Origin of the sequence: Gloeocapsa sp. DLM2.Bin57, from assembly GCA_007693955.1 — a bacterium.
In the GTDB taxonomy this organism is placed as follows: domain Bacteria; phylum Cyanobacteriota; class Cyanobacteriia; order Cyanobacteriales; family Gloeocapsaceae; genus Gloeocapsa.
The window spans coordinates 1-21,960 of the sequence record RECR01000095.1; the positions used below are offsets into that span (position 1 = coordinate 1).

Below are 21,960 nucleotides of genomic sequence, written 5' to 3' on the forward strand. Positions count from 1 at the left end.
AAATCTTTTCTTTGCCTTGCTATTTTTAAATGTAACTTAGCTACCTTTTTAAATAGCTTTTTTCTAGCTCTACTCCCCTTCTTACGTTCACTTGCTTTTTCTTGTAATTTAGCTAGTTTATCTTCTGCAGGACTTACGTTTAAACACCAGATATGGCGGCTAGACACGCACTAGTTTCATGGGAATAGATGGTGACTTTAGTTCTTGAGTCAAATGAACTGAAAACCATTCGTTTTTGAGTTCATAGACTGTTTTAGCTGTAATAGTAGCCAGTCTTTTTAGATGATTCCAAACTAAAAAAGCGCAGGCAATATGATTTTTTTGAATAATTGCTTTGCGACATTGACAAGATTCTATTCCTGTTATTTGTTTAATTTCTCTGTGAAACTCCTCTATTTTCCACCTATTACTACAAATGTCTTTAATTTCTTGAGTTGAATTATCAACCCGTTCATTTGTTGCTATATATTCCGTTCTATTGGGAGAAATAGTAACCCGAAATAATTTGACTTTATGGTCTGGAGGAAATTTATTTATTTTAATAGTTTTTCCTCTTTCTATCTCTGAATTATTCCAGACTAATTGGTCTATTCTTTTATATTTTTCTGTGCCTAAAGAATCATCTACTAATCTATTTATTTTAAGCGGACAGTAATATTTTTTGCCTAAATTATCTATTAATGCCATTATTTTTTGACTGGCATACCATGAGTCCATAAGCACTCTAGCAAAGGGGAACTCCTTTTCATTTACGGCGTCGAGCAACATTTCTTCTAGATGGTTTAACTTAGTTTTCCCATCTTCATCTGGATTATATAAACGATAATCTATTACCCAAAATTCCCCTGTGTTCTGGTTAACATAAAGACATGATATTACACCAATTCCTTTAATAACTCTATGTTCATTTCCACTATATTGTTTTCTCACGAGTTCTATTTTATTGCTAAATCTTTTGTCTAAAACTGTATCATCAAATACTAAACTTGCTTCACCATCTTCTTTAAGACTGGGTCTAACATTTTCCCAAATTATTGCAGAACTAATTTCCGTTTCTCTTAAAAACTTATTGATAGTATCATGACTAACTGTTAATTGATGTTTAGCTAGATTTGTTAAAGTGTAGTTTTTAGGACTAGTCAGCAAATATTGACAGTAATCCAAATGACTAAAACTCATGAGAGGTTAGGTATTTTAAGTTTAGTTACTCCTTTTTATTATAATCTTATTAGGTTCTTTATTACTCTCTTTTTTTCTAGTGGTAGTATTTGGGTTAACACCCTACATATAGCGTGTCAGCGTAAGTCCTGTGGATACTATCGCAAATCTGTTAATATCCTCGGTTAATTTAGTACTTTTGTACTGGTGTAAGATGTGAGAAAAGATCGCTTTTTCTTTTCTTATTTCATATTAGTCACCCGCCTAATAATCTCAGTTATTTCTGTAGTTAAACGAGCTTCTAATCTAACTAATTCTTGAGTTACATCTCTTGGTTGTAAAGCTAAAGCACTTTTTAAGGTCATCCCTAGAGTAAATAATTGTTGTTGATAATTAAATTGGATCAAGGCTACATAAACTGCTTCGGTTCTCTTTCTGATAGTAGTTACACCGTATCCTTGTTTAGAGAGCACTACTAAAGAATCTAACTGTTTTTCTAATCCTAAGATAGCGATCGCTCTTTCCGTAAAGCGGGCTGTATCAAAACCCATAATCTGAATCAAACTATCAAGATTAGAGTCATTAATACCTGGTAACTTTGCCGAAGGTTGTAGATAATAATGCCAACCAATTTGAGAGATTAATCTAGTTAAATCATAAGCTGAAATACTATTATCTCCCCAGTTTGGTTCTTGTTTATCTGGTGTTAAAACAACATTTTCAGTTAAAGAATTATATAATTCTGGTTGATTGATAAAAGGTGGTTCACCGTATCTACCTCGAAAGATTGAATCGTGATTTCCTGTGATATTTTGTACCCATTTTTCTAATTTTATTTGAGGTTGAAATCTTTTTAAAGTAGCAGCTAAAGCATTAGAACTAGCTATTTTTTTTTGATAAGTCATCAAATCTTTAGCTAATTTATGAAAATTAATATTTTTCAATTGATTATATTTAGTTAATCCTCTGATTTGACAATGATTAACATCACAATTACTACGACAAATCAGGTTTAATAAAGGTATAAATTTAGTAGCACTCCAAAACTCTTGATTACTGAGAGCATTTTTGCCTAACCATTTGGTACTTAATTTACCATCTTGATAACTACCAATACAGAGACAAGCTTCCTTAATTTCTGGGTGCAAAAACTCTAAACCGTCCTCATCTATAGGGGGTATTTCCCCGATACTTGGATAATCTAAACAAGTAATCTGCTGTTGTAAACGTTGAGGATAATCCCTAATCTCTGCTTCTAATTCTTTGTCAACTCCTTGGAAGAGTAAAACAGGATGTTGATCTTCTGATGATGATGCTATCTCTAGAAATTGTTGATATACTTTCTCTTGATCAAATTTTGATTGAGATATGAGAGAGGGTAATTTAATCCTATCTGACTTCGGTAAAAGTAAACAGGCGGTACTTACAGCTAAAGGTAACATTAGCTGACGTCTCTTTAAAGGCATATTTTCAGTTCATTTTACACATTGGCTTGGGTTAATTCCCGAAAGCGAATTTCATCGCGATAAGGATCAACGCGGATAACCTGTAATTCTAGGCGATCGCCTAAAGAGACATTTTTTTCAAAACGATGAGGTAATTCTATACCGAGATCTTCTAACATTACCAAGGCGAGATTTTCATCTTCTCGTAACCAACGTAAGACCAAAACTTGCCAGACTCCCTCGGGTTGACGACGCAAAAATTCTAGACTCCAATAACGATTAGTTTGACGTTCCACACTAGAAGCTTCTTTCACTGAATCAATTACACTAAAGAGAATTTCCTGCATTTTATCTTCAGAAAAAGGTAAAGGATCTCCCCTTAAATAGGCTTTGAGTTGAAAATGTGCCAGTAAATCGGTATAACGACGAATAGGAGAGGTGACCTGAATATAACTATTTAACCCTAAACTAGCGTGACGACCAGGATTAAGACTAATTTCGCTCCTTGGCATACAACGACGTAGAGCACAATACCTTACAGGTCCTGGTGGTAAGATGATTAATTCTTGTTCTGAAGGTAGTTCAGGTTGGGGTTGGCTGCGAAAAGGAACGGGTAAATTATGATCCTGACAGTAGCGTCCTCCCACTTCTCCTGCGAGAATCATCATTTCTGCTACTAGTTGACGAGAAAGAGAGTTATCTAATAACTTAATAATAATTTCATCTTCAGTAGTTACTTTAATCGAAGATTCAGGCATTAAAATATTGATAGAACCCTGTTGGGTGCGCCATTGTTGGCGTTTTTTCGCCGAAGCGCCTAAATTAGTAATTTCTGGTTCTGCTGCTATGTTCAATTGCAACATCTCATCTACGTCTTCATAGGTCAGACGATAGGTAGGCTTGATTAAACTAGCATGAATACAATAATCTAACACTGCTCCTGCATCATCTAACACTACACCAAAACTCAAAGCGGGACAGATTTTACCCTGTACTAAACTCATTGGTCCTGTAGCTAGTTCAGTAGGAAACATAGAAATCATTCCCGTGGGTAGATAGAGAGTAGTACTTCTCCGTCTAGCTTCTAAATCTAGTTCATCTCCAGGAGAAAGTAACCTAGTGGGGTCAGCGATATGTATCCAGATTCTATATTGGTCAGAGTTAATCTGTTCTACACTTAAACCGTCGTCAATTTCTTGGGTACTTTCATCATCTATGGTGTAAACCTTGAGATGGGTTAAATCTAAACGGTTTTGGTCTGGATCTACAGGAGGTGAGTTAAGGTATGTTTGCGCCACAGAAAGAACCTTTTGTGAGAAATGGGCGGGGTAAGAACTGCGTCGCAGAAATAAATTTTCGTGTTTACTCCACCAACCTAGTTCTATTAGTAGGTTAACAACTTGCTCTGGGTTTGTGGGTTGTTCTAGTTCGTTAAGAATCTCTAAAGCATTGCGCGCTGACTGTTCTGGAAATAAAGCGTATTTTTCTAGTATTTCTAAACGAGAGCGATCGCTTTCTGACCAGGTTATCTGTTCTCCCTGAAGCCTTCTCTTAAAGTGATTAAGAAATGCTTCTTTTTCTTGTTTTCTTTGTGCTTCTACTTCTTGTTGGTGTTTTATTTCTTGAACTTGACTCACTGGACGAGGCTCGTAGAGATCACCTTTTTTCTTAAAGTAGATTTTATCTTCTGATAATAAACTATGAGCAGTATAACACAGGTGGGGTGATTGTTCCGAGAATAACAGAGCCGCCATCTCTTCTGGTGTTATCCCTTCTCCATCTTCTACTAGTAATTCCCAAGCTAATTCTAGGTTAGAAGAATCTAGATAGGATTCTACCTCTTCTAAAAATGGGGGTATATCTTCTGATTGATAAGGACCACCTCCTACAGTATATTCTACTCGTTGGGGGCGTAATTTATGGGGGTGACCATTTTGGTCAATTACTATCCAGTCTTTTTTCCCTTCTGGGCGATCTACTACTGCTAGACGACGTTGTCCTTGTAGTCGAAATTCAATGAGGTTTCCCTTTTCCACCTGTTCTGCTTTTCTCTGCTTAGTTTATTACATTTCTATACTATCAAAGCAAAGAAGGGTATTGATTAGACTTTTACCCTTTCTTTTGGCTAAACCACAAGTTTTTTAGCCTTCTGCGTTGATAAACGGTAATAAAGCTAGCATTCTAGCCCTTTTGATGGCTGTGGTTAGATCTCTTTGTTGTTTGGCTGTTAACCCTGTGATTCGACGTGGTAGTATTTTACCGCGTTCGGTGATGAATTTGCGCAATAGTTCTAGATCTTTATAATCTATGGGATCGCTTGGTTTGATTGGAGATAGACGTTTACGAAAATAAGCCATTTTGGAGTAATACTTTATTTGATTTCTTTGTGGACGGTGTGTTTATTACAGTGAGTACAGAATTTTTTTAGTTCTATTCTTCCTGTGGTATTGCGACGATTCTTCATGGTTGTGTAACGAGACACACCGGGCGATCGCTTGTTATTATTACTACGACACTCGGTGCATTCTAGAGTAATAACTATTCGAGCACCTTTTTTGCTTGCCATAAGTTTCTTTTGACTTAATTTTAGTTTATAGACAAACGATCATTATATCACATTCTTTTGGTTAATAGCCCTAATTCTAGTTTAGGGCTATTTCATTAATAGCAGAATTGTTCAGCCTGAGTCATATTAGTAAATCCTGCTTCTCGATAGATCATTGAGGGACATAGGGATGAATCATCTTGATAGGATCGACTACCTCATCAAATTTATCAGAGCTAATAAATCCTAACTTTAGAGCGGCTTCTTTGAGGGTTAAATCATGCTCAAGAGCATAATGGGCTACTTGGGAAGCTTTATCGTAGCCAATAATTGGACTTAGGGCGGTTACTAACATCAAGGATCTTTCAACGAACGCTTGAATTTGCTTTTCGTTGGGTTTCATGCCTGTCACCAAAAAACGTCCAAAATTATTACAGCCATCGGACAAAATGCGGAGAGAATGTAGGATATTATAAATCATTAAGGGTTTATAAACATTCATTTCTAGATAACCGCTTCCTCCACCAAAAGTCACCGCCAAATCGTTAGCCATTACTTGTATCGCAATCATCGTTAATGCTTCGCATTGCGTTGGATTAACTTTCCCAGGCATAATAGAAGATCCTGGTTCGTTGGCGGGAATATCCAGTTCGTGAAAACCACAGCGAGGTCCACAACTGAGCAAACGAATATCATTGGCAATTTTATAAAGGGAGGTAGCAAGAGTTTTCAGAGCTCCACTGAGCATGACTAAAGCATCATGGGAACCCTGCACTGTAAACTTATTGGGAGCAGTTATAAAAGGTAATCCAGTGAGCTCAGCAATGGCGGCCGCGGCTTTTTCAGCAAAATCCGGTGCTGCGTTAAGTCCCGTCCCAACGGCTGTTCCTCCTAAGGCTAAACGATAAACTCCTTTTAGGCTGTCATGCAATCGTTCCAGAGCATCTTCTAATAGTCCCACATAACCGGAAAATTCTTGTCCTAAACTTAACGGGGTCGCATCCTGCATATGAGTACGACCAATTTTAACAATATTTTGCCACTCTTTCGCCTTAGCATCGATTAAATCCCGTAAAGCTGTTACAGAGGGGATTAAGTGTTCTTTCGTGCCTTGGGCTGCCGCAATATACATAGCAGAAGGAAAGGAATCATTAGAAGACTGAGACATATTGACATGATCGTTCGGATGCACAGGGATTTTACTGCCTAACTCGGTTCCGGCTAATTGACAACAGCGGTTAGAAATCACTTCGTTAACGTTCATATTGAACTGAGTTCCGCTACCGGTCATCCAAACGTGCAAAGGGAACATTTCATGGTGTTGACCCGCCAGAATTTCATCACAAACTTGACAAATTAAGTTTTTTTGTTGGTCTGGCAAACGACCATCTTGATGATTGACAATGGCTGCGGCTTTTTTAAGCACCGCGTAGGAAAGAATCATCTCTTTTGGGATTAAGTCGTCTCCAATGCTAAAATGTTCAAGTGAGCGTTGAGTTTGTGCGCCCCATAGTTTGTCTTTCTCCACTTGGACTTCTCCCAAGCTGTCTGTTTCCGTACGAAATTCGCTCATAAGGTTTCTCTCCTAACTACAGTCATAGAATTATCAACAACGCTATACCAGTTTCTGGTACTTCGGCTCGTAAACGTGGCTGCGAATAAATGCTTCAATATCTTGGGGTTGCTCAACTCCTGCCAGACCTCTATCAAACACTAATTTGGCCACTCGAACGGCTGTCTGAATTTCTGTTTCTAATATGTTGGACTGGAGGGGATAGAGCAGTCCTTGTTTTAACTGTTCAGCAGTCACTAAATCAGCTACAGCACGGGCTGCTTCGATAAACATCTCATCTGTGACTCGTTGCGCTTGGGTAGCATAGATGGCCATTCCCACTGCTGGAAAAATATAAAAATTATTGGCTTGGCCTGGTAAAAACGTTTGACCTTGATATTGAACGGGAGCAAATTGAACTCCGGCTGCGTAAAGCGCTTTTCCTTTTGACCAGTTATACGCCTGTTCTGCGGTACATTCAGCATGATCCGTTGGGTTAGAAAGGGCAAAAATGATCGGGCGTTCATTGATCTCAGACATCGCTTCGACAACTTGCTGAGTGAAGGCTTTACCGATGGTGCTTACCCCTATAATCACAGTAGGTTTAATCAGTTTAATTGCCTCGACAAAATCTTTGAGGGGAGGATTGTCATGGGCATAGGGAAGCTGAAAATCCACTAAATCGGTGCGAGTTGACTCTAAAAGTCCGTTTACATCAAACAAGAATATCTGTGATTGAGCATCTTTAAGAGATAATCCTTCTTGTACCATAGTCGAAACAATTAAATTAGCAATGCCAATCCCTGCTGAACCTGCTCCCAAAAACAGAATACGCTGGTCTCTAAACTGTTTGCCCGTAATCTTCATGGCATTAACTAAACCGGCCACGGCAATGCCCGCTGTTCCCTGTACGTCGTCGTTGTAACAACATACCTTATCTCGATAGCGTTCTAACAAATGAACAGCATCTACTCCCGTCCAGTCTTCAAAATGGATACAGCACCTAGGAAACACTTCTTGTACGGCTTCGACAAATTCATCGACAAAGGAAAACAAATCTTCTGTAGAAGGACGGGTCTGACGTAAGCCTAGATAGAGAGGATCATTAAGATAAGTTTCATTATTTGTTCCTGCATCTAAATACATGGGTAGGAGAACTTGTGGAGGCACTCCTGCTGCCGCTGTATAGAGTTGCAACTTGCCAATGGGAATCCCCATGCCATTAGCCCCAAGATCTCCTAATCCTAGAATACGTCCTCCGTCTGTCACGCAAATAAAGCGTACGTCTTTAACTGGCCAGTTGCGCAGAACTTCTTGGACATGACCTCGGCGAGTAATGGATAGATACATCCCTTTTGGTCCGCGAAAAATATGTCCAAATTTGAGACAGGCTTCGCCAATGGTTGGATCATAGACAATGGGCAAAAACCGTGCTGGATCGGACATAATTGTTCGATAAAATAGGGTTTCGTCATGGTCAAGCAAGTTCATTAAATAAATGTAGCGGTCTAAATCAGTTGTTTTATGTCCCAATTGTAACATTACGCGACGCAACTGTAAGTCTTCTGTCTCGGTGACATCCGGAACTAACCCAACTAACCCTAAAGCTTGCCGTTCTGCTTCGGTGAAAGCAGTTGATTTATTGAGGGAGGGGTCATTAAGAAGTTCAATGCTTTTTTTGTTCATGGAGGTTTCGCTGTAACTAATTTTTTAGGCTTACCTTGTGATTTGGATAATATAGCAGTACTTCCCGATGTTTGACATTTTAAAGTTATCAAACCCAGTACTAATCTACTTTTGCTTGAAGGCAAGAATGCCTGAGTTCCTTGCACGTAGAGCTATATTATCATACTTTAATTCGCTTTGGTCACTTTTTTAAGAATATTCTATCCTACATTCCGCACGTCTAATTGTAATAAGCGAGAAAGTAGTCAGGAGGGGTAGTAATTAATACTTAGTGTGCTTTAATTACACTTTAATTCATTTGGCAATCAATATAGAGTTTAGAAAAAATTTTAAGTACTTCTACTGAAAAAACAGGAAAAAACTATGTATTTAAAAAAATATTCAGCACTTCTGAATTGCTGCAATTCTGACTCCTCTTCATACTACTGTTTGAACTGCGTAAAGTGAGTTTTAGGGCATTAGGTCAATAGGTCTGAGTAGTCTTGAGAGGTAAAAAGATTGTAAACACTTCCCCTGTATCTTCCTGTTGACGAATGGTTAATTTACCTCCCATCAGATTAAACAGATTTTTGGTAACGTTCATATTCAACGTAAGACTACCTGTCTCAGGCTGAAACATGAGTAATTCACCTAAAGATTTCAAAGGATTAGCAGGATAATGGGATAATGCTAATAATTCTAATTTGAGTTGATCACCAGCGATCGTCACTTCGACACGAATTTTCCCACCAGTAGCTAAGTCTTTGGTTATTTTTTCCATTAAATTAGTTAAAACTTGTTCTAACATAGCGGGATCTCCCAAAATTATGGGCAGTTTTTGGGGTAAAACAATATCTAAAATTACGTTACGACGTTGGGATTGTTTTTGCCAACGAGGAATGTTTTCTTGAAATAATTTATCTAAACAAATGGGTAATAATTGTAAGGGTGGATTAACTGGTTGTTTTTTAAACTCTGTGGCTTTAAAAATCAAATCCATGCGGTTAATTTGCTCTGTACATTCTTGATCAATCATTTCTAACCGCGCTAATATTTCTGTACTTAATTGTTGGGAACGTTTGAGTAATAACCTAGTTAAAGTGCGAATCGTGGTTAAAGGTGTTCTGATTTCGTGAGTAAAAGCTTGTAATAATTCTATCTCTTTATTAAGGGTATTTACTTGTTGATTATTAGTAGATTTTTGAGGAATAGCTAAATTATCTAATAAGTAACGAGAAAATTTGGTAACTAAACGATAATCAGGGTTAAGGGGTGGGAATTGAGCAATTGTTGACTCTAATAATTCTAAATCGGGATGATTGGTTAATGATAAACGAGTTTTGAGATTATGCCAAATTTCTTCGATTAATTCAGGAACAAAAGAAAAATAAAATTTAGGAAACCCTAAGTTATCTTTACCTAAGACGATCGCTAAACTAAAACTACTCGTTAATAATAAGCCATAACGTTCACTAGTGAGAGGATCTTTGGGGAGTAAAGGTAATTGTAAAATCTCTCTAGAAGCAATTCCTACTGGTATTTCAGTAGCAGAAGGTAATAGTAAAGATGTCAGGGAAAGTTGCTCAAAAGCTTCAGTAGTAAATACTCCTGTTAGTAAGTTATGGTTAGATAATAAGGAAATAGGACTAGATAAGATTATCCCTTGATAAGCTTCGGTATCCTCAATTAAAACATTCTCTAGTAATGCTTCCATAGCGGCGATCGCCGCGAACCATTCTTGTTCAGCTTGAGTTAAAGCTTGATGATACTGTTGAGAAGCAGTCTTAGGATTAACTTTAACCAAAGGCTGATTTTTAGGTGCTGTTTGTTGGCACTCATAACGATAGAATAAATCACTGAGGGTAGGTAATGACCAATGCTTAACAACCATGAACTTACTATAATTACATTTATCTCAACTAATACCAGAGTTATCCTAATGTTAGCTTGACCAGGGTAATTTAGTAGAGCAGGTCAACCGAACTAAATAGTGTAGATTACAGTACTTAGGATTATGTCTAATTTAGAAGAAACTAAGAAAAAAACGGTAAATTGGCTACAAATTACGACTATTGCTCTAGTAGCAATTGTATTAGTCTGGTTAGGATGGAGAGTCTTTTTCCCAGACAGTCCGACAATTTTTGCAGGAAGTCCACCCGAGTCTCTCGGTATCTCTGAAGGTAAATTAACACCTTGTCGGAGTACTCCTAATTGTGTTAGTAGTAAAAGTGAGGATCTCGAACATTATATTGAACCTCTGGTTTATGAAGGTGAAGGTATAACCAGGTTAAAAGAGTTAATCACTCAACAACCCCGTACTCGCATTATCGCTGAGAGTGATGATTATCTCTATGCTCAATTTACCAGTCAGTGGTTAGGTTTTGTGGATGATGTAGAATTTTATGTTAATCCTAATCAACCTGGTGTAATTGAGGTTCGTTCAGCTTCTCGTTTAGGAGAATCGGATCTAGGGGTTAACCGTCAGCGGATAGAAACTCTCAGAGAATTGTTGCGGTGAGAATCTTATTACTTGAGGATGAACCAAATTTAGGAAATTTAATCCAAAAAGGTTTAACTCAGTATAACTATATTATTGATGTAGTTAATAATTGGGAACAAGGGTGGAGATATGGTTGTACCTATCACTATGATTTAGTTATCTTACCCTATTCTTTACCTAAGATTGATGGTCTTAGTTTATGTCAACGTTTTCGGGAAAATAATTATCATTTTCTGATTCTTGTACTTCTGAGTCGTTGTACTAGTCATGATAAAATCAGCGCACTAGATAGGGGAGCAGATGGTTATCTGTGTAAACCCCTTAATATCGATGAATTAGCCGCCCATATTCGTGCTTTATCCCGTCGTTTGAACTCTAATTGTTTATCTGTGTTAAACTGGGGTGGTCTCAGGCTAAATACTTCTAATTGTGAAGTTAGTTTCCAGGGTAAATCTATCTCTTTAACTGCTAAAGAATATGGATTGTTAGAGCTATTCCTACGCTATAAGTACGAAGTCTTAGACATAGAGACCATTATTGAGAGTTTATGGTCTTCTGTAGAAGAACCTGCAGAAGCTACCATTCGCTCTCATATCCGTCACTTAAGACGCAAATTAAAGTTAACAGGATTACCTGATGATTTGATTATAACTCTGAAAGGACGTGGATATTGTTTAAAATCTTTCCCCCCTCATGGTTAAAACAAGAGAAAATCTCTCGCGGTTAGGCTAGCATTATCCTCTAAAGTAGCTATCTGTACTTGTGGTTCACTTCCTGATCCGTCAGGGTCAAAAAAGAGCTGACCGTTGTTACGATTAAAGATAAACCTCTCTTGTTCTGTAGATGCTCTTCGTCCTAAAGTAAATTGATTAGGTGATAATGTCCCCTCTGCAAGTCCTGAGCCAAAACCTTCTACAGCAATACCAATTAAGTTATCACCATTATCAAAGTCTCTAATAGTATTTACTCCTTCTTCGGGACTGTTGAAGTCAAAGCGATCGTTACCTGGACCTCCAATCAGTAGATCATTTCCTGGACCTCCGATTAAAATGTCGTCCCCTGGTCCTCCATTGAGGGTATCGTTACCTGTACCACCATTGAGGGTATCGTTACCTGTACCACCTCTGAGAATATCTCTTCCCGGACCACCTATCAGTACATCGTCTCCTATTGCACCGTTTAAGGTATCATTTCCTGGCCCACCATCTATAGTGTCATCTCCACCTCTTCCGTTGATGTTATCATCTCCTTCTAAACCTAAGATCAAGTCATTACCAGTTGTCCCACGCAGGTTATTGTTTCCATTTGTTCCTCTAATTTCGTAAACAATTTCAGGATCAAATTCATAAGCACCCAAATCAACGATCTCATTAATGATCCGAGGGTTATTACTTAAATCTACATCTACAGTAATGACATTATTGTTACCAACATTGATAGCAGGAGATTCACTCTGCAGACGATAATCACCCCTTGTCGGGTAAACAAATAAAGGATCAGCCTCTAGATTATTTTGTCCTGTGAAACCATTTTCTACTAAGCTATTAGTAACGGTAACTGTAGAGTCTTCAAATCTATCTACTACTAGCTTATTATAGACTTGGTCTCCTGGTTCTTCACTGTTATTACCCCAAATAATACTATTATTAACTGTCAGATTAGCACCATTTTCCGCTGTGATTGCGCTCCCTTGTTCTTGACTAGAATTATCAGCAAAGGTATTATTAATAAAGTTACCAGTCCCTCTCCATAAATAAGCTCCACCACCTGTAGCATTAGCTATATTACCAGTAAATAAATTATTAACTACTTCTATCTGGGCGTCACTAATCAGTAAACCACCTCCTCCTCTATCGGCTATATTGTCAGTAAAAATATTATTAACTAAGGTTGCTTGACTATTATTACCAGCAATAACAATTCCACCTCCAAATTGAGCTTGATTATCGGCAATATTTAAATTACTTAAGACTAGGTTACTATTATTAGCAAATAATCCTGCTCCATAATGTCTTAAATTACTATCATTGGGTATATTTTGGCTATATCCTTCTCTGATAGTTACACCATCTAGTCTCGTTTCTTCGGTTAAATCAATCGCTGTAACGATTTGATAACTATTATCATCATCCCTACTTTGACGACCAATGTTACCACTGAGGATTGTTTCGTTTCTCTCTAGATTTCTCTCGTTTAAGTTGTTTTCATCACCCGCAAAACCACCATAGACATCCACAGAATTTTTAAGGTTAAAACTTACGTTTCTATTGCGATTATCTGTGGGTTTATATACACCTTTGGCGATCCAAATTTCATCGTTTGTTTGGGCTGTATTAAGAGCATCTTGCAAGCTATTATAAGCGTTTTGCCATGATGAACCATCGTTACTTCCTTCTGCATCCACATTTACGTAAATAACCGCCATCTTTACTCCTCACCAACGTATCTTTGATTACTTTATAGGCTAACATATGAAAAAAAGGAATTGGGGGCTTTTATTTATTATGTTTTTTAAACAAAACTCGCCAGATATTTAAACATAATTTTTCTACCCACTCTACCACCCTGTCTAACCATTTTAAGACTTTTTCTAGGGGATGTTGTACATATCCTAAGGATATAGCTTGGGTTTCTAAATAATCCTCTTCTCTTTTCTGAGTTTCTATTTCTAAAAACTCTTTTGATTCTATTTCAGTTTTATTCGGTTTACTAATAGGTACATATTCATAATATAAGTCTGACCATGTTAACCAGTTTTGACCCTTGTCTGTGGTTTTAACGTATGGTAAAGATAAGGGTGATTTACCATTTAGATAGCCATTTTTTTGACTTTCTTCTAGACTGTGATTATCTCCTGTGGGTAATTTGACTTTACTGACAACATTTGTCCCAAAAAAGTAATCAATAGCTTGAGCGATTAACTCTTGTACTCTAAAAAAGTTGTACTTGTCTTGATTAACTATTGGCTCTAAATATGCTTCCCCAAACAGATTAACAGACATAGCCACAGGGCTATATTGAATCCACTGCATAATTTCCCAAAATAAACGAATCGGAAGCATAATATTTTTGTTATCGGTTTTGATTGGGGCTAAAATGTTGGGAAATTTTTTAACTAAGATGATTTGCTCATGCTCTTGTCGTTGACGCCAATAATTGGCTATATTTTCAATAATAATCTTATTTAATTCTTTTTGTTGTTGCTCGTTGAGAATATCTAGTAATAAGTTTTCCTTCTGTACTAGTAGCAGCTTCCCACTTTCTTTATCTGTTGCTATAGCTTCTATTTTTTCGGGAACCCAACTCTCTAATTGACTTAGGGTTGCTTCTATAGCAGGTTTTTCTGTTCTTTTTTTCTTCTTCCCCTTGGTATTGCCCCAACTAGGTAGTTGTATTAATTTGCTCCTTTGACTTAACTGACGACCTAATAATCGCCCTGTTTGTACTATTAAGTAAACTGGATATAATATTATTTGAGCACTCCAAGTCACGGCTACTTTCAATCCACGCCAAGTTCTGATACTGTTATCTTTGAGCTTAATATATTGACGATTGAGAAAACTAAACAGTTTACTTTGATAGGGAGGATTAGTCGGAGAAGACATGATCTGAAGTTAAACTTTTTACCTATGATAATATTTTACTTTTTCTCTTTCTGTAAAGTTTTGTTACTAAGACTAGATTTTAATCTAAACTCAATGTTATCTTAATAAAAGAAGCAAGAAAAAGCTTCTCCTGGCAGATAAAGCAGGCAGTTTAGTTAAAGAAAAGAGGTAAATAGGCTGTTTAAGTTCAAGTCTGTCTCGTTACAAAAAAATAGCAGTGACCAACACAAAACTTACATTTCCTAAGTTGGCTAAATGGGAGTAAGAAAAACTGTATTTACTATCAGTTAATCTCCAAATAATATGTACTTATGTAGGAAAGCTCTAGGTTTTAAACATCTCCAGGTCACTGTTATTTTTGATTGTTTATATCAATAGTAAGTCATATAACTTTATAGTCAAAAACAAGGCAAGAAAAAATTAAAGTAGTCAAAAAGTAAAATTAAAGGTAAGGATAGTAGTTGACACTGGTTAGATAATTTAAGCAATTGTGCATCAAAAAATAGACTACCAACATAGCTGCTGCCGCTAGTGCGACAAGAGTGCCTGCGAGCATTAAGGAAAACTCCCTTTGTTCAAAGGCTTTTTGCATTAAATGTAACGACCAAGCTACAAGAGCGACGTCGAACATGAGAATTATTAATAACATTTTTTAAAAAATGTAAAGTTTAGTCTATTTTAATATACATTTGCCCAAGATGGCGACAAATACAGACTCATACTTGTTAAGAAAATCTAAACAATAGGGCGCACAGGTAGATTATGAGTAGCTAGATAAGACTTAATCTCACTGATGCTTAATTGACCATAGTGTAATAAAGACGCTAGTAAAGCAGCTTCAGCCTTACCCTGAGTAAGAGCTTGATAGATATGTTCACAATTACCGGCACCCCCAGAAGCAATAACAGGGATTTCTACAGCCGAGGCGATCGCCCTAGTCAAGTCTAAATCATAACCTGCTTGAGTTCCATCAGCATCCATACTAGTAACTAACAGTTCACCCGCACCACGACGAGTGACTTCCTCAGCCCAGGCGATCGCGTCTAAACCAGTATTTTCGCGACCTCCTCTCACATAGACATCCCAACCAGGGTTATGAGGATCTTGACGTTTACGAGCGTCTATAGCCACGACGATACACTGATTACCAAAGCGATCGCTAGCTTGATTAATAAAATCAGGTTGACGCACAGCAGCAGAATTAATACTGATTTTATCTGCACCAGCTCTTAACAAAAGTTTAATATTTTCTAAGGATTGGATACCCCCACCCACGGTGAGAGGAATAAACACCTGTTCAGCGGTACGATAGACCACATCAATAATCGTATCGCGGTCCTCATGAGTAGCGGTAATATCCAGAAAGACCAACTCATCAGCCCCAGCATCATTATAGACTTTAGCCAATTCTACGGGATCACCAGCATCTTGAAGATTAACAAAATTAACACCTTTAACCACCCTACCCGCGTTAACATCCAGACAGGGTAAAATACGTTTAGCCAACATAAGATTATTCCTTTAAAAAACGCCAACACCCAGAGGGTTCAAACCTACCCCCAAACAGTTTAACCTGCTCAGGAGTCATAAAATAAGCCCAAGCCTCAGTCAGATAATCCCCTTCCAGATTATAAATCCTAACCATTTGACGATAATAACTCAAACTATCGCGAGGTTGACCAGCAGTGCAACCCTCTAACTCATCGAGAGAAGCTAAATAAGCTTGATTAGGAAAAGTCAACAAAAAACCCTCAACCCTTTGATTACCAGGAGTCATCGCCGGATAACCAAAAGGTAAACTATAGAGACAAGCCAGGGTATAAGCAGGTTGAGAGTCAATTATTTTACCCTGACAGTAACGAGGATAATTACACTCACCAGGTTTAAGAGTCCCGTAAACAAAAACCTTCAACAAAACAAAAAACTAAATAGAGAACTTGAGATAGTATTATAACTATCTTGACCACTCAAACAAAAAGATTATTTATGAAAAGAATCGTACAACTGCTAGTTTTAGCTAGTGGTATCTCACTAGGGTTAACTTGGGCTAATAGCAGTATCGCTACCCCTGTAGAAACAGAAATTGAAGAAACTGGTATTCTCAAAGTAGGAGTCAGAGATGACTCACCCCTATTTGGTTTTGGTAGTCCATCAGAAGGATACTGTACAGACTTTGCTAATGCTTTAGCGGTTTCTTTAACCGAAAAATTTGGAAAACCAGTAACAACAGAATTTGTAACCTCTACAACTCAAAATAGGTGGGAACTAGTTACAGGAGGACAGGTACACTTAGAATGTGGACCTAACACAATTACAGCCGAAAGAGAAACAGAAGAGCAGATCAAATTTTCCTTACCCTTTTTTGTCACAGCTACCCAAATTTTTGCTCAAGGGGGTATAACCGAAGAAGACATGAAAACAGCGACGATTGGGACGATCGCCGGAACAACCAACGCGCAAGAAATGGCAATGGTGTATCCTGAATCTCAAATCAACGATACCTTTACGACTAGAATAGAAGGAATAGAAGCAGTTCAAGCAGGAGAAATCACAGGCTTTGCTAGCGATGGTATCTTATTAATAGGTAGCGCTACCATTATGCAGGTTGATCCTGATAACTTTGTAGTAGCCACACCCCTAGTGAACGATCGCCCCTTCTGTGCAGCTTATGGTATGATTCTTCCCGGGGATGATGATAACGCCGTCTGGAGAGAAACAGTTAATCAATTTATTGCTCAAAGTGGCCAAGGAGCAGAAGTATGGGATATGTGGTTTGAGCCACTAACCCCTTATATAGACAAAACCCTAGCCGAATGTAATATGTAACAACAAAGGAGATATCTGTGCAGTCCCGATACAACCCAGCAGAAATAGAGTCAAAATGGCAACAAAGTTGGACAGAACTAGGTTTAGAGCAAACCGAACTAGATTCAGCCTCTGCCAAATTTTACGCCCTTTCCATGTTTCCCTATCCCTCGGGGAATCTGCACATGGGACACGTGCGCAACTATGTGATTACAGATGTAATAGCTCGCGTAAAAAGAATGCAGGGTTATCGAGTGCTCCACCCCATGGGTTGGGATGCTTTTGGGTTACCCGCAGAAAACGCAGCCATTGAACGTGGTATCCCACCTGCTACTTGGACTGAACAGAATATCTCGCAAATGCGAAAACAACTACAGCAATTGGGGTTATCCATCGATTGGAGTAAAGAGGTAACCACTTGTCGTCCTGACTATTATCGGTGGACTCAATGGCTGTTTTTACAATTTTTAGAAATGGGTTTAGCTTACCAAAAAGAAGCAGCGGTAAATTGGGACCCCATTGACCAAACAGTATTAGCTAATGAACAAGTAGATAACGAAGGGAGATCCTGGCGATCTGGGGCTATAGTAGAGCGAAAACTACTCAAACAATGGTTTTTAAAGATCACTGAATATGCAGAAGAATTATTACAAGATTTAGACCAATTAACAGGATGGCCTGAGAGAGTAAAATTAATGCAGGCTAACTGGATTGGTAAATCAGTAGGAGCTTATCTAGAATTTCCCGTAGTTAATCAAGCAGCCAAAATAGGCGTATTTACCACCAGACCAGATACAGTATATGGTGTAAGTTACGTAGTTTTAGCACCAGAACACCCTCTGACTCTAGAAATTACTACCGATCAGAGAAAAGAAGCGGTAACCGCGTTTATTGAAACCGTCAAAAGTCAAAGCGAACTAGAAAGAACCGCAGAAGACAAACCCAAACAAGGAGTCTTAACAGGAGCGATCGCCATTAACCCCTTTAACGGTGAAGAGATACCCATCTTAATCGCCGATTATGTCCTCTATGAATATGGTACAGGAGCGGTAATGGGTGTACCTGCTCACGATGTCCGAGACTTTAAATTTGCTCAAGAACAAAATCTACCCATTAAAGTAGTAATTATACCAGAGGGAGCAACCGAAGAAAAACTAGAGCTTGCCTATACAGATCCAGGAATACTCATCAATTCAGGACAATTTGACGGTATTCCCTCTGTTGAAGCCAAAACAGCCATTATCAACTACGCCGAAACCCAAGGATTTGGTAAAGCCAGAATACAATATCGTCTCAGAGACTGGTTAATCTCCCGTCAACGCTACTGGGGAGCACCCATACCCATCATACACTGTGAAGACTGTGGCGCAGTACCAGTACCCGCAGAGGATTTACCAGTTAAACTACCCGAGAATGTAGAATTCAGTGGTCGAGGACCATCTCCTTTAGCTAAATTAACAGATTGGGTCAATGTACCTTGTCCTAATTGTGGTAAACCTGCACGTAGGGAAACCGATACTATGGATACCTTTATTGATTCTTCCTGGTATTTTTTACGTTATACCGATGCTAATAACTCAGAAGAGGTATTTAGTAAATCTCAAGTTAACGACTGGATGCCAGTAGATCAGTATGTAGGAGGAATAGAACACGCAATCTTACACCTGCTTTATTCTCGTTTCTTTACTAAAGTACTGCGCGATCGCGGTTTACTCAATTGTTCTGAGCCTTTTCAACGTCTGTTAACTCAGGGAATGGTACAGGGAATGACCTATAAAAACCCCCTTACGGGTAAATATATACCTCAAGCTGAAGTTAACCCCAATCATCCTTACGATCCTCAAACGGGAGATACTCTAGAGGTATTTTATGAAAAAATGTCTAAATCTAAATACAATGGCGTTGATCCCCAACAGGTTATCGGCAAATATGGAGCAGATACCGCGAGAATGTTTATTCTCTTTAAAGCACCACCAGAAAAAGACTTAGAATGGGATGACGCTGATGTAGAAGGACAATATCGCTTCTTGAATAGGGTTTGGCGTCTAGTAACAGAATTTGACGTTAAAAATTGTGCAACTAAAGTTAAACCCCTCTCTGAGTTAAGTAAAGAAGAGAAAGAATTAAAACGCGCTATTCATACAGCGATTCAAGCAATCTCAGAAGATTTAGCAGGGGATTATCAGTTTAATACCGCAGTGTCAGAGTTAATGAAGCTAAGTAACGCTTTAAACGACTCTCCCTGTGTTAATCAGAGTGTTTATCGGGAAGGAATTGAAACCTTACTCAAATTAATCGCTCCCTTTGCACCCCATTTAGCCGATGAATTATGGCATCAACTCGGTTATGATAGTTCGATCCATCAACAAACTTGGCCCCAATTAAATCCCGAAGCTTTGGTAGTAGATGAGATAACCCTAGTTATTCAAATTAGTGGTAAAACTAGAGGAACGATTCAAGTACCAGCTAAAAGCGATCGCTCTACCTTAGAAACATACGCTCGTAACTCTGAAATAGCCCAGCGCTATCTCGAAGGAAAAGAAGTTAAAAAAGTCATTGTCGTACCTGATAAACTAGTTAACTTTGTGGTTTAGATTTGTAACTATCTACTATTCAAATTACCAACCTGATCAACCATCCTTTAGAAATAACCATCAATGAATCCATCAGAAGCTAACCTTAATCTACGTTACATAACTAACAGCTCAGGTGACACAACCGACGTCATAGTTCCAATTAAATTATGGGAAAAATTAGTACATACCCTAGAAACTGAAAGCGGACTCCAGTGGATTGATGAGCATGAATCTTGCCAACAGATCCTAGCAGATTTACAAGAATCCCTTCAACAAGCCTTAACTGAACAAACCTACCCCATTGAACAACTGTGGACTGAAAATAATAAGTAAATAAACTCATGGTAGAAGTCCGCTTTACCTCATCCTTTGAACGTCGCTTTAAAAACCTGTTCAGACGCTATCGCCAAATTAAACAGGATATCGAACCGATTATTAGAAAACTACAAGAAGGAAATTTTATAGGGGATCAGATTACAGGTACAACAGCCACAGTTTTTAAAGTTCGTGGTGACATACTCCTACACCGAATCAAAGATTATGGTGTAGGCTTCTTATCTTTCACCTTCAGAGATGATTGACCGTTTTTGACTAATTTATGCTAAATCGGACCAAACAGATGTTAGCTTAAAGGAGATTGAAACAGCCATCAAAAGTGCTCTTGAGTAATTGAATACTATGATGGGGTAAGATCAACTAAATAATTGTGCTTAAAAAAACAAAATGACCACAGATATCAACGACATTCTCGACTTGTTTCGTGATTTTGTCAGTACACACGACTATCAAAATAACTCGATTTTGACCGCTTATGTAGATATAGATTCAACCAATCCAGAAAACCAGAGAGTAACTCCTGCTTGGCAAATCGAACTAAAAAACGAATTAAAACGATTTGAATCACAACTAGATCCCGAAGAGATGAAGCGTTGGGAAGCCCAGAAAACTTTATCTCGTACAGAAACAATGATTATGGATCGCCTACAACACCAAAAACCCACAGGTAGATCGATCGCTTTGTTTAGCGACTTTGAGGATTTAGTAGCCATCGATTTACCAGTGCCGATGAAAACTCGTGTTTATTACGGATTACCCCAAATTAAACACCTGTTATTCGCTTTAGATCAATACAAAAAATATCTAGCGATTCTCTTTTCAGGTTCAGAAGTAAGAATCGTCGAAGTATTTCTCACTAGGGCTACTAATGAAATACAATTATCTACAGAACACGAACTAGCCCGACGTTTTGGACGTAAATCAAAGACTCTCGCTTTCGATCGCCGAGACAAAGAATACGAACAACGTTTTATCAAAGAAGTAGCCGGTGAAATCAATCAATATTTCCTAGAGAGTTTAGAAGCAGAACGAATCGTTTTTGGTGGTAATCAGCAACAAGCAGCACAAATCAGAAGCGCGCTACGTCCTAATGTCAGAGACTTAGTAGTAGCTATTGAACCGATGGATTTCAAGCTACCTGAACGAGAAATCGCTGATATAGTTCGACCTATTGCTTATGCTTACGAACAAGATCACGATGTGACTGTAGTAGAAAATCTTGTCTATCAGTTTAATAAAAATGGTCCTGCAGTCATCGAAAAACAAGGAGTAGAAATAGCCCTAGAGCGTGGTAAAGTTAAAACTTTAGTGATTCCCTACCCCGTTGATACTGAGGAATTTGATTCTTTAATCGTTGACGTCATCCTCTCAGGGGCTGAGGTTGAATTCGTCTATGGTGAAGGCGCAGACAAATTAAAACAATTTGGTGGTATTGGCGCGGTGCTATACTATTCTGGTAACTAACAACTAAACATTAGGAAACTCAGTATTTCTCTCTAATCGGGTTAAACTGTTTAGACTGAAATGCTGAGAAACTTATTATCAGAAAAATGGGTTTAAAACCTCCTCCTTGGCAGAGGGCTTTACTTTTTCATTAACAGACCTTTAATTATATGGACTAATAAAGTAATAAACCCACGTCAAAAACAACTTAAACATTGATTTTGTTTTGGAAACTGACAAGCATAATTGAGCTCTTCGGATAATGTAAAACTCTGTTAAATTGACACTCCCCCCGCTAAATGCTACGCATTATAACGGGAGATTCTTGTT

The 21,960-nt window shown here is 38.1% G+C and carries 20 protein-coding genes and 2 pseudogenes; 8 read left to right on the forward strand and 14 right to left on the reverse strand.

Annotated elements, in window-relative coordinates:
• Both EA365_12545 and EA365_12550 read right to left on the reverse strand, forming a co-directional pair.
• A pseudogene (locus tag EA365_12545) lies at nt 1-128 on the reverse strand (transposase).
• Nucleotides 129-159: 31 nt separating this feature from the next.
• Nucleotides 160-1,179, reverse strand: a complete 1,020-nt coding sequence (locus EA365_12550) for an IS4/IS5 family transposase (protein ID TVQ43402.1) — start codon at nt 1,177-1,179, stop codon at nt 160-162.
• Here EA365_12550 and EA365_12555 point away from each other — a divergent pair.
• Nucleotides 1,165-1,347 carry a hypothetical protein gene (locus EA365_12555; protein ID TVQ43403.1) on the forward strand — a complete coding sequence of 61 codons (183 nt, stop codon included), beginning with the start codon at nt 1,165-1,167 and terminating at the stop codon, nt 1,345-1,347. The two genes, EA365_12550 and EA365_12555, sit on opposite strands and share 15 nt — an antisense overlap.
• 53 nt (nt 1,348-1,400) lie before the next feature.
• Here the strand turns inward: EA365_12555 and EA365_12560 are convergent, their stop codons facing one another.
• The 7 genes from EA365_12560 to EA365_12590 all read right to left on the reverse strand — a co-directional run bounded on the left by EA365_12560 (nt 1,401) and on the right by EA365_12590 (nt 10,256).
• Nucleotides 1,401-2,600 carry a peptidoglycan-binding protein gene (locus tag EA365_12560; protein TVQ43404.1) on the reverse strand — a complete coding sequence of 400 codons (1,200 nt, stop codon included), beginning with the start codon at nt 2,598-2,600 and terminating at the stop codon, nt 1,401-1,403.
• 38 nt (nt 2,601-2,638) lie between these two features.
• Nucleotides 2,639-4,639 carry an RNB domain-containing ribonuclease gene (locus EA365_12565; GenBank protein TVQ43405.1) on the reverse strand — a complete coding sequence of 667 codons (2,001 nt, stop codon included), beginning with the start codon at nt 4,637-4,639 and terminating at the stop codon, nt 2,639-2,641.
• Nucleotides 4,640-4,744: 105 nt separating this feature from the next.
• The gene (gene rpsR / locus EA365_12570; GenBank protein TVQ43406.1) at nt 4,745-4,960 is read right to left on the reverse strand and encodes a 30S ribosomal protein S18; all 216 of its coding nucleotides are present in this window, start codon (nt 4,958-4,960) and stop codon (nt 4,745-4,747) included.
• A 14-nt stretch (nt 4,961-4,974) separates the two neighbouring features.
• Complete coding sequence (gene rpmG / locus EA365_12575; protein ID TVQ43407.1) at nt 4,975-5,169, reverse strand: 50S ribosomal protein L33; 195 nt, start codon at nt 5,167-5,169, stop codon at nt 4,975-4,977.
• 151 nt (nt 5,170-5,320) lie between these two features.
• Entirely contained in the window at nt 5,321-6,721 is a 1,401-nt protein-coding gene (gene fumC / locus EA365_12580) for a class II fumarate hydratase (protein TVQ43408.1), read from the reverse strand.
• A gap of 42 nt (nt 6,722-6,763) precedes the next feature.
• A complete protein-coding gene (locus EA365_12585; protein TVQ43409.1) occupies nt 6,764-8,386 on the reverse strand; it encodes an NAD-dependent malic enzyme in 1,623 nt (540 codons plus the stop codon).
• Nucleotides 8,387-8,849: 463 nt separating this feature from the next.
• On the reverse strand, nt 8,850-10,256 hold the full coding sequence (locus tag EA365_12590) for a sensor histidine kinase (GenBank protein ID TVQ43410.1): 1,407 nt from the start codon (nt 10,254-10,256) through the stop codon (nt 8,850-8,852).
• Between the two features lie 123 nt (nt 10,257-10,379).
• Between EA365_12590 and EA365_12595 the strand changes: the two genes are divergently transcribed.
• Together EA365_12595 and EA365_12600 are read left to right on the forward strand one after the other, a co-directional pair.
• A complete protein-coding gene (locus EA365_12595) occupies nt 10,380-10,883 on the forward strand; it encodes a DUF1499 domain-containing protein (protein ID TVQ43411.1) in 504 nt (167 codons plus the stop codon).
• Nucleotides 10,880-11,566, forward strand: a complete 687-nt coding sequence (locus EA365_12600) for a DNA-binding response regulator (protein TVQ43412.1) — start codon at nt 10,880-10,882, stop codon at nt 11,564-11,566. The genes EA365_12595 and EA365_12600 overlap by 4 nt, the downstream gene beginning before the upstream one ends.
• Here EA365_12600 and EA365_12605 read toward each other — a convergent pair.
• The 5 genes from EA365_12605 to EA365_12625 form a co-directional block, all read right to left on the reverse strand.
• On the reverse strand, nt 11,563-13,290 hold the full coding sequence (locus EA365_12605; protein ID TVQ43413.1) for a calcium-binding protein: 1,728 nt from the start codon (nt 13,288-13,290) through the stop codon (nt 11,563-11,565). The genes EA365_12600 and EA365_12605 overlap by 4 nt on opposite strands.
• 70 nt (nt 13,291-13,360) lie before the next feature.
• Nucleotides 13,361-14,470 (reverse strand): hypothetical protein, encoded by a 1,110-nt coding sequence (locus tag EA365_12610; GenBank protein TVQ43414.1) that lies wholly within the window; start codon nt 14,468-14,470, stop codon nt 13,361-13,363.
• A gap of 442 nt (nt 14,471-14,912) precedes the next feature.
• The gene (locus tag EA365_12615) at nt 14,913-15,119 is read right to left on the reverse strand and encodes a hypothetical protein (protein TVQ43415.1); all 207 of its coding nucleotides are present in this window, start codon (nt 15,117-15,119) and stop codon (nt 14,913-14,915) included.
• An 86-nt stretch (nt 15,120-15,205) separates the two neighbouring features.
• Entirely contained in the window at nt 15,206-15,979 is a 774-nt protein-coding gene (hisF, locus tag EA365_12620; protein TVQ43416.1) for an imidazole glycerol phosphate synthase subunit HisF, read from the reverse strand.
• A gap of 4 nt (nt 15,980-15,983) precedes the next feature.
• Nucleotides 15,984-16,382, reverse strand: a complete 399-nt coding sequence (locus EA365_12625; GenBank protein ID TVQ43417.1) for a gamma-glutamylcyclotransferase — start codon at nt 16,380-16,382, stop codon at nt 15,984-15,986.
• Nucleotides 16,383-16,456: 74 nt separating this feature from the next.
• On the opposite strand from EA365_12625, the gene EA365_12630 reads away from it, so the two are divergent.
• From EA365_12630 to EA365_12650, 5 genes and pseudogenes are all read left to right on the forward strand, one after another.
• A complete protein-coding gene (locus EA365_12630) occupies nt 16,457-17,296 on the forward strand; it encodes an ABC transporter substrate-binding protein (GenBank protein ID TVQ43418.1) in 840 nt (279 codons plus the stop codon).
• 17 nt (nt 17,297-17,313) lie between these two features.
• Nucleotides 17,314-19,869, forward strand: a complete 2,556-nt coding sequence (leuS, locus tag EA365_12635) for a leucine--tRNA ligase (GenBank protein TVQ43419.1) — start codon at nt 17,314-17,316, stop codon at nt 19,867-19,869.
• 63 nt (nt 19,870-19,932) lie between these two features.
• Nucleotides 19,933-20,184: a hypothetical protein gene (locus EA365_12640; protein TVQ43420.1), complete on the forward strand. Its 252-nt coding sequence runs from the start codon at nt 19,933-19,935 to the stop codon at nt 20,182-20,184.
• Nucleotides 20,185-20,192: 8 nt separating this feature from the next.
• Nucleotides 20,193-20,520 (forward strand): annotated as a pseudogene (locus tag EA365_12645) (type II toxin-antitoxin system RelE/ParE family toxin).
• A gap of 54 nt (nt 20,521-20,574) precedes the next feature.
• The gene (locus EA365_12650; GenBank protein TVQ43421.1) at nt 20,575-21,651 is read left to right on the forward strand and encodes a hypothetical protein; all 1,077 of its coding nucleotides are present in this window, start codon (nt 20,575-20,577) and stop codon (nt 21,649-21,651) included.
• Nucleotides 21,652-21,960: the final 309 nt, after the last annotated feature.

Coding starts and splice junctions, on each gene's coding strand:
- EA365_12555 (TVQ43403.1), top strand. CDS start 1,165: ATGACTAAAACTCATGAGAGGTTAGGTATTTTAAGTTTAGTTACTCCT.
- EA365_12550 (TVQ43402.1), bottom strand. CDS start 1,179: ATGAGTTTTAGTCATTTGGATTACTGTCAATATTTGCTGACTAGTCCT.
- EA365_12560 (TVQ43404.1), bottom strand. CDS start 2,600: ATGTTACCTTTAGCTGTAAGTACCGCCTGTTTACTTTTACCGAAGTCA.
- rpsR (TVQ43406.1), bottom strand. CDS start 4,960: ATGGCTTATTTTCGTAAACGTCTATCTCCAATCAAACCAAGCGATCCC.
- rpmG (TVQ43407.1), bottom strand. CDS start 5,169: ATGGCAAGCAAAAAAGGTGCTCGAATAGTTATTACTCTAGAATGCACC.
- fumC (TVQ43408.1), bottom strand. CDS start 6,721: ATGAGCGAATTTCGTACGGAAACAGACAGCTTGGGAGAAGTCCAAGTG.
- EA365_12585 (TVQ43409.1), bottom strand. CDS start 8,386: ATGAACAAAAAAAGCATTGAACTTCTTAATGACCCCTCCCTCAATAAA.
- EA365_12590 (TVQ43410.1), bottom strand. CDS start 10,256: ATGGTTGTTAAGCATTGGTCATTACCTACCCTCAGTGATTTATTCTAT.
- EA365_12595 (TVQ43411.1), top strand. CDS start 10,380: ATGTCTAATTTAGAAGAAACTAAGAAAAAAACGGTAAATTGGCTACAA.
- EA365_12605 (TVQ43413.1), bottom strand. CDS start 13,290: ATGGCGGTTATTTACGTAAATGTGGATGCAGAAGGAAGTAACGATGGT.
- EA365_12610 (TVQ43414.1), bottom strand. CDS start 14,470: ATGTCTTCTCCGACTAATCCTCCCTATCAAAGTAAACTGTTTAGTTTT.
- EA365_12615 (TVQ43415.1), bottom strand. CDS start 15,119: ATGTTATTAATAATTCTCATGTTCGACGTCGCTCTTGTAGCTTGGTCG.
- hisF (TVQ43416.1), bottom strand. CDS start 15,979: ATGTTGGCTAAACGTATTTTACCCTGTCTGGATGTTAACGCGGGTAGG.
- EA365_12630 (TVQ43418.1), top strand. CDS start 16,457: ATGAAAAGAATCGTACAACTGCTAGTTTTAGCTAGTGGTATCTCACTA.
- EA365_12640 (TVQ43420.1), top strand. CDS start 19,933: ATGAATCCATCAGAAGCTAACCTTAATCTACGTTACATAACTAACAGC.
- EA365_12650 (TVQ43421.1), top strand. CDS start 20,575: ATGACCACAGATATCAACGACATTCTCGACTTGTTTCGTGATTTTGTC.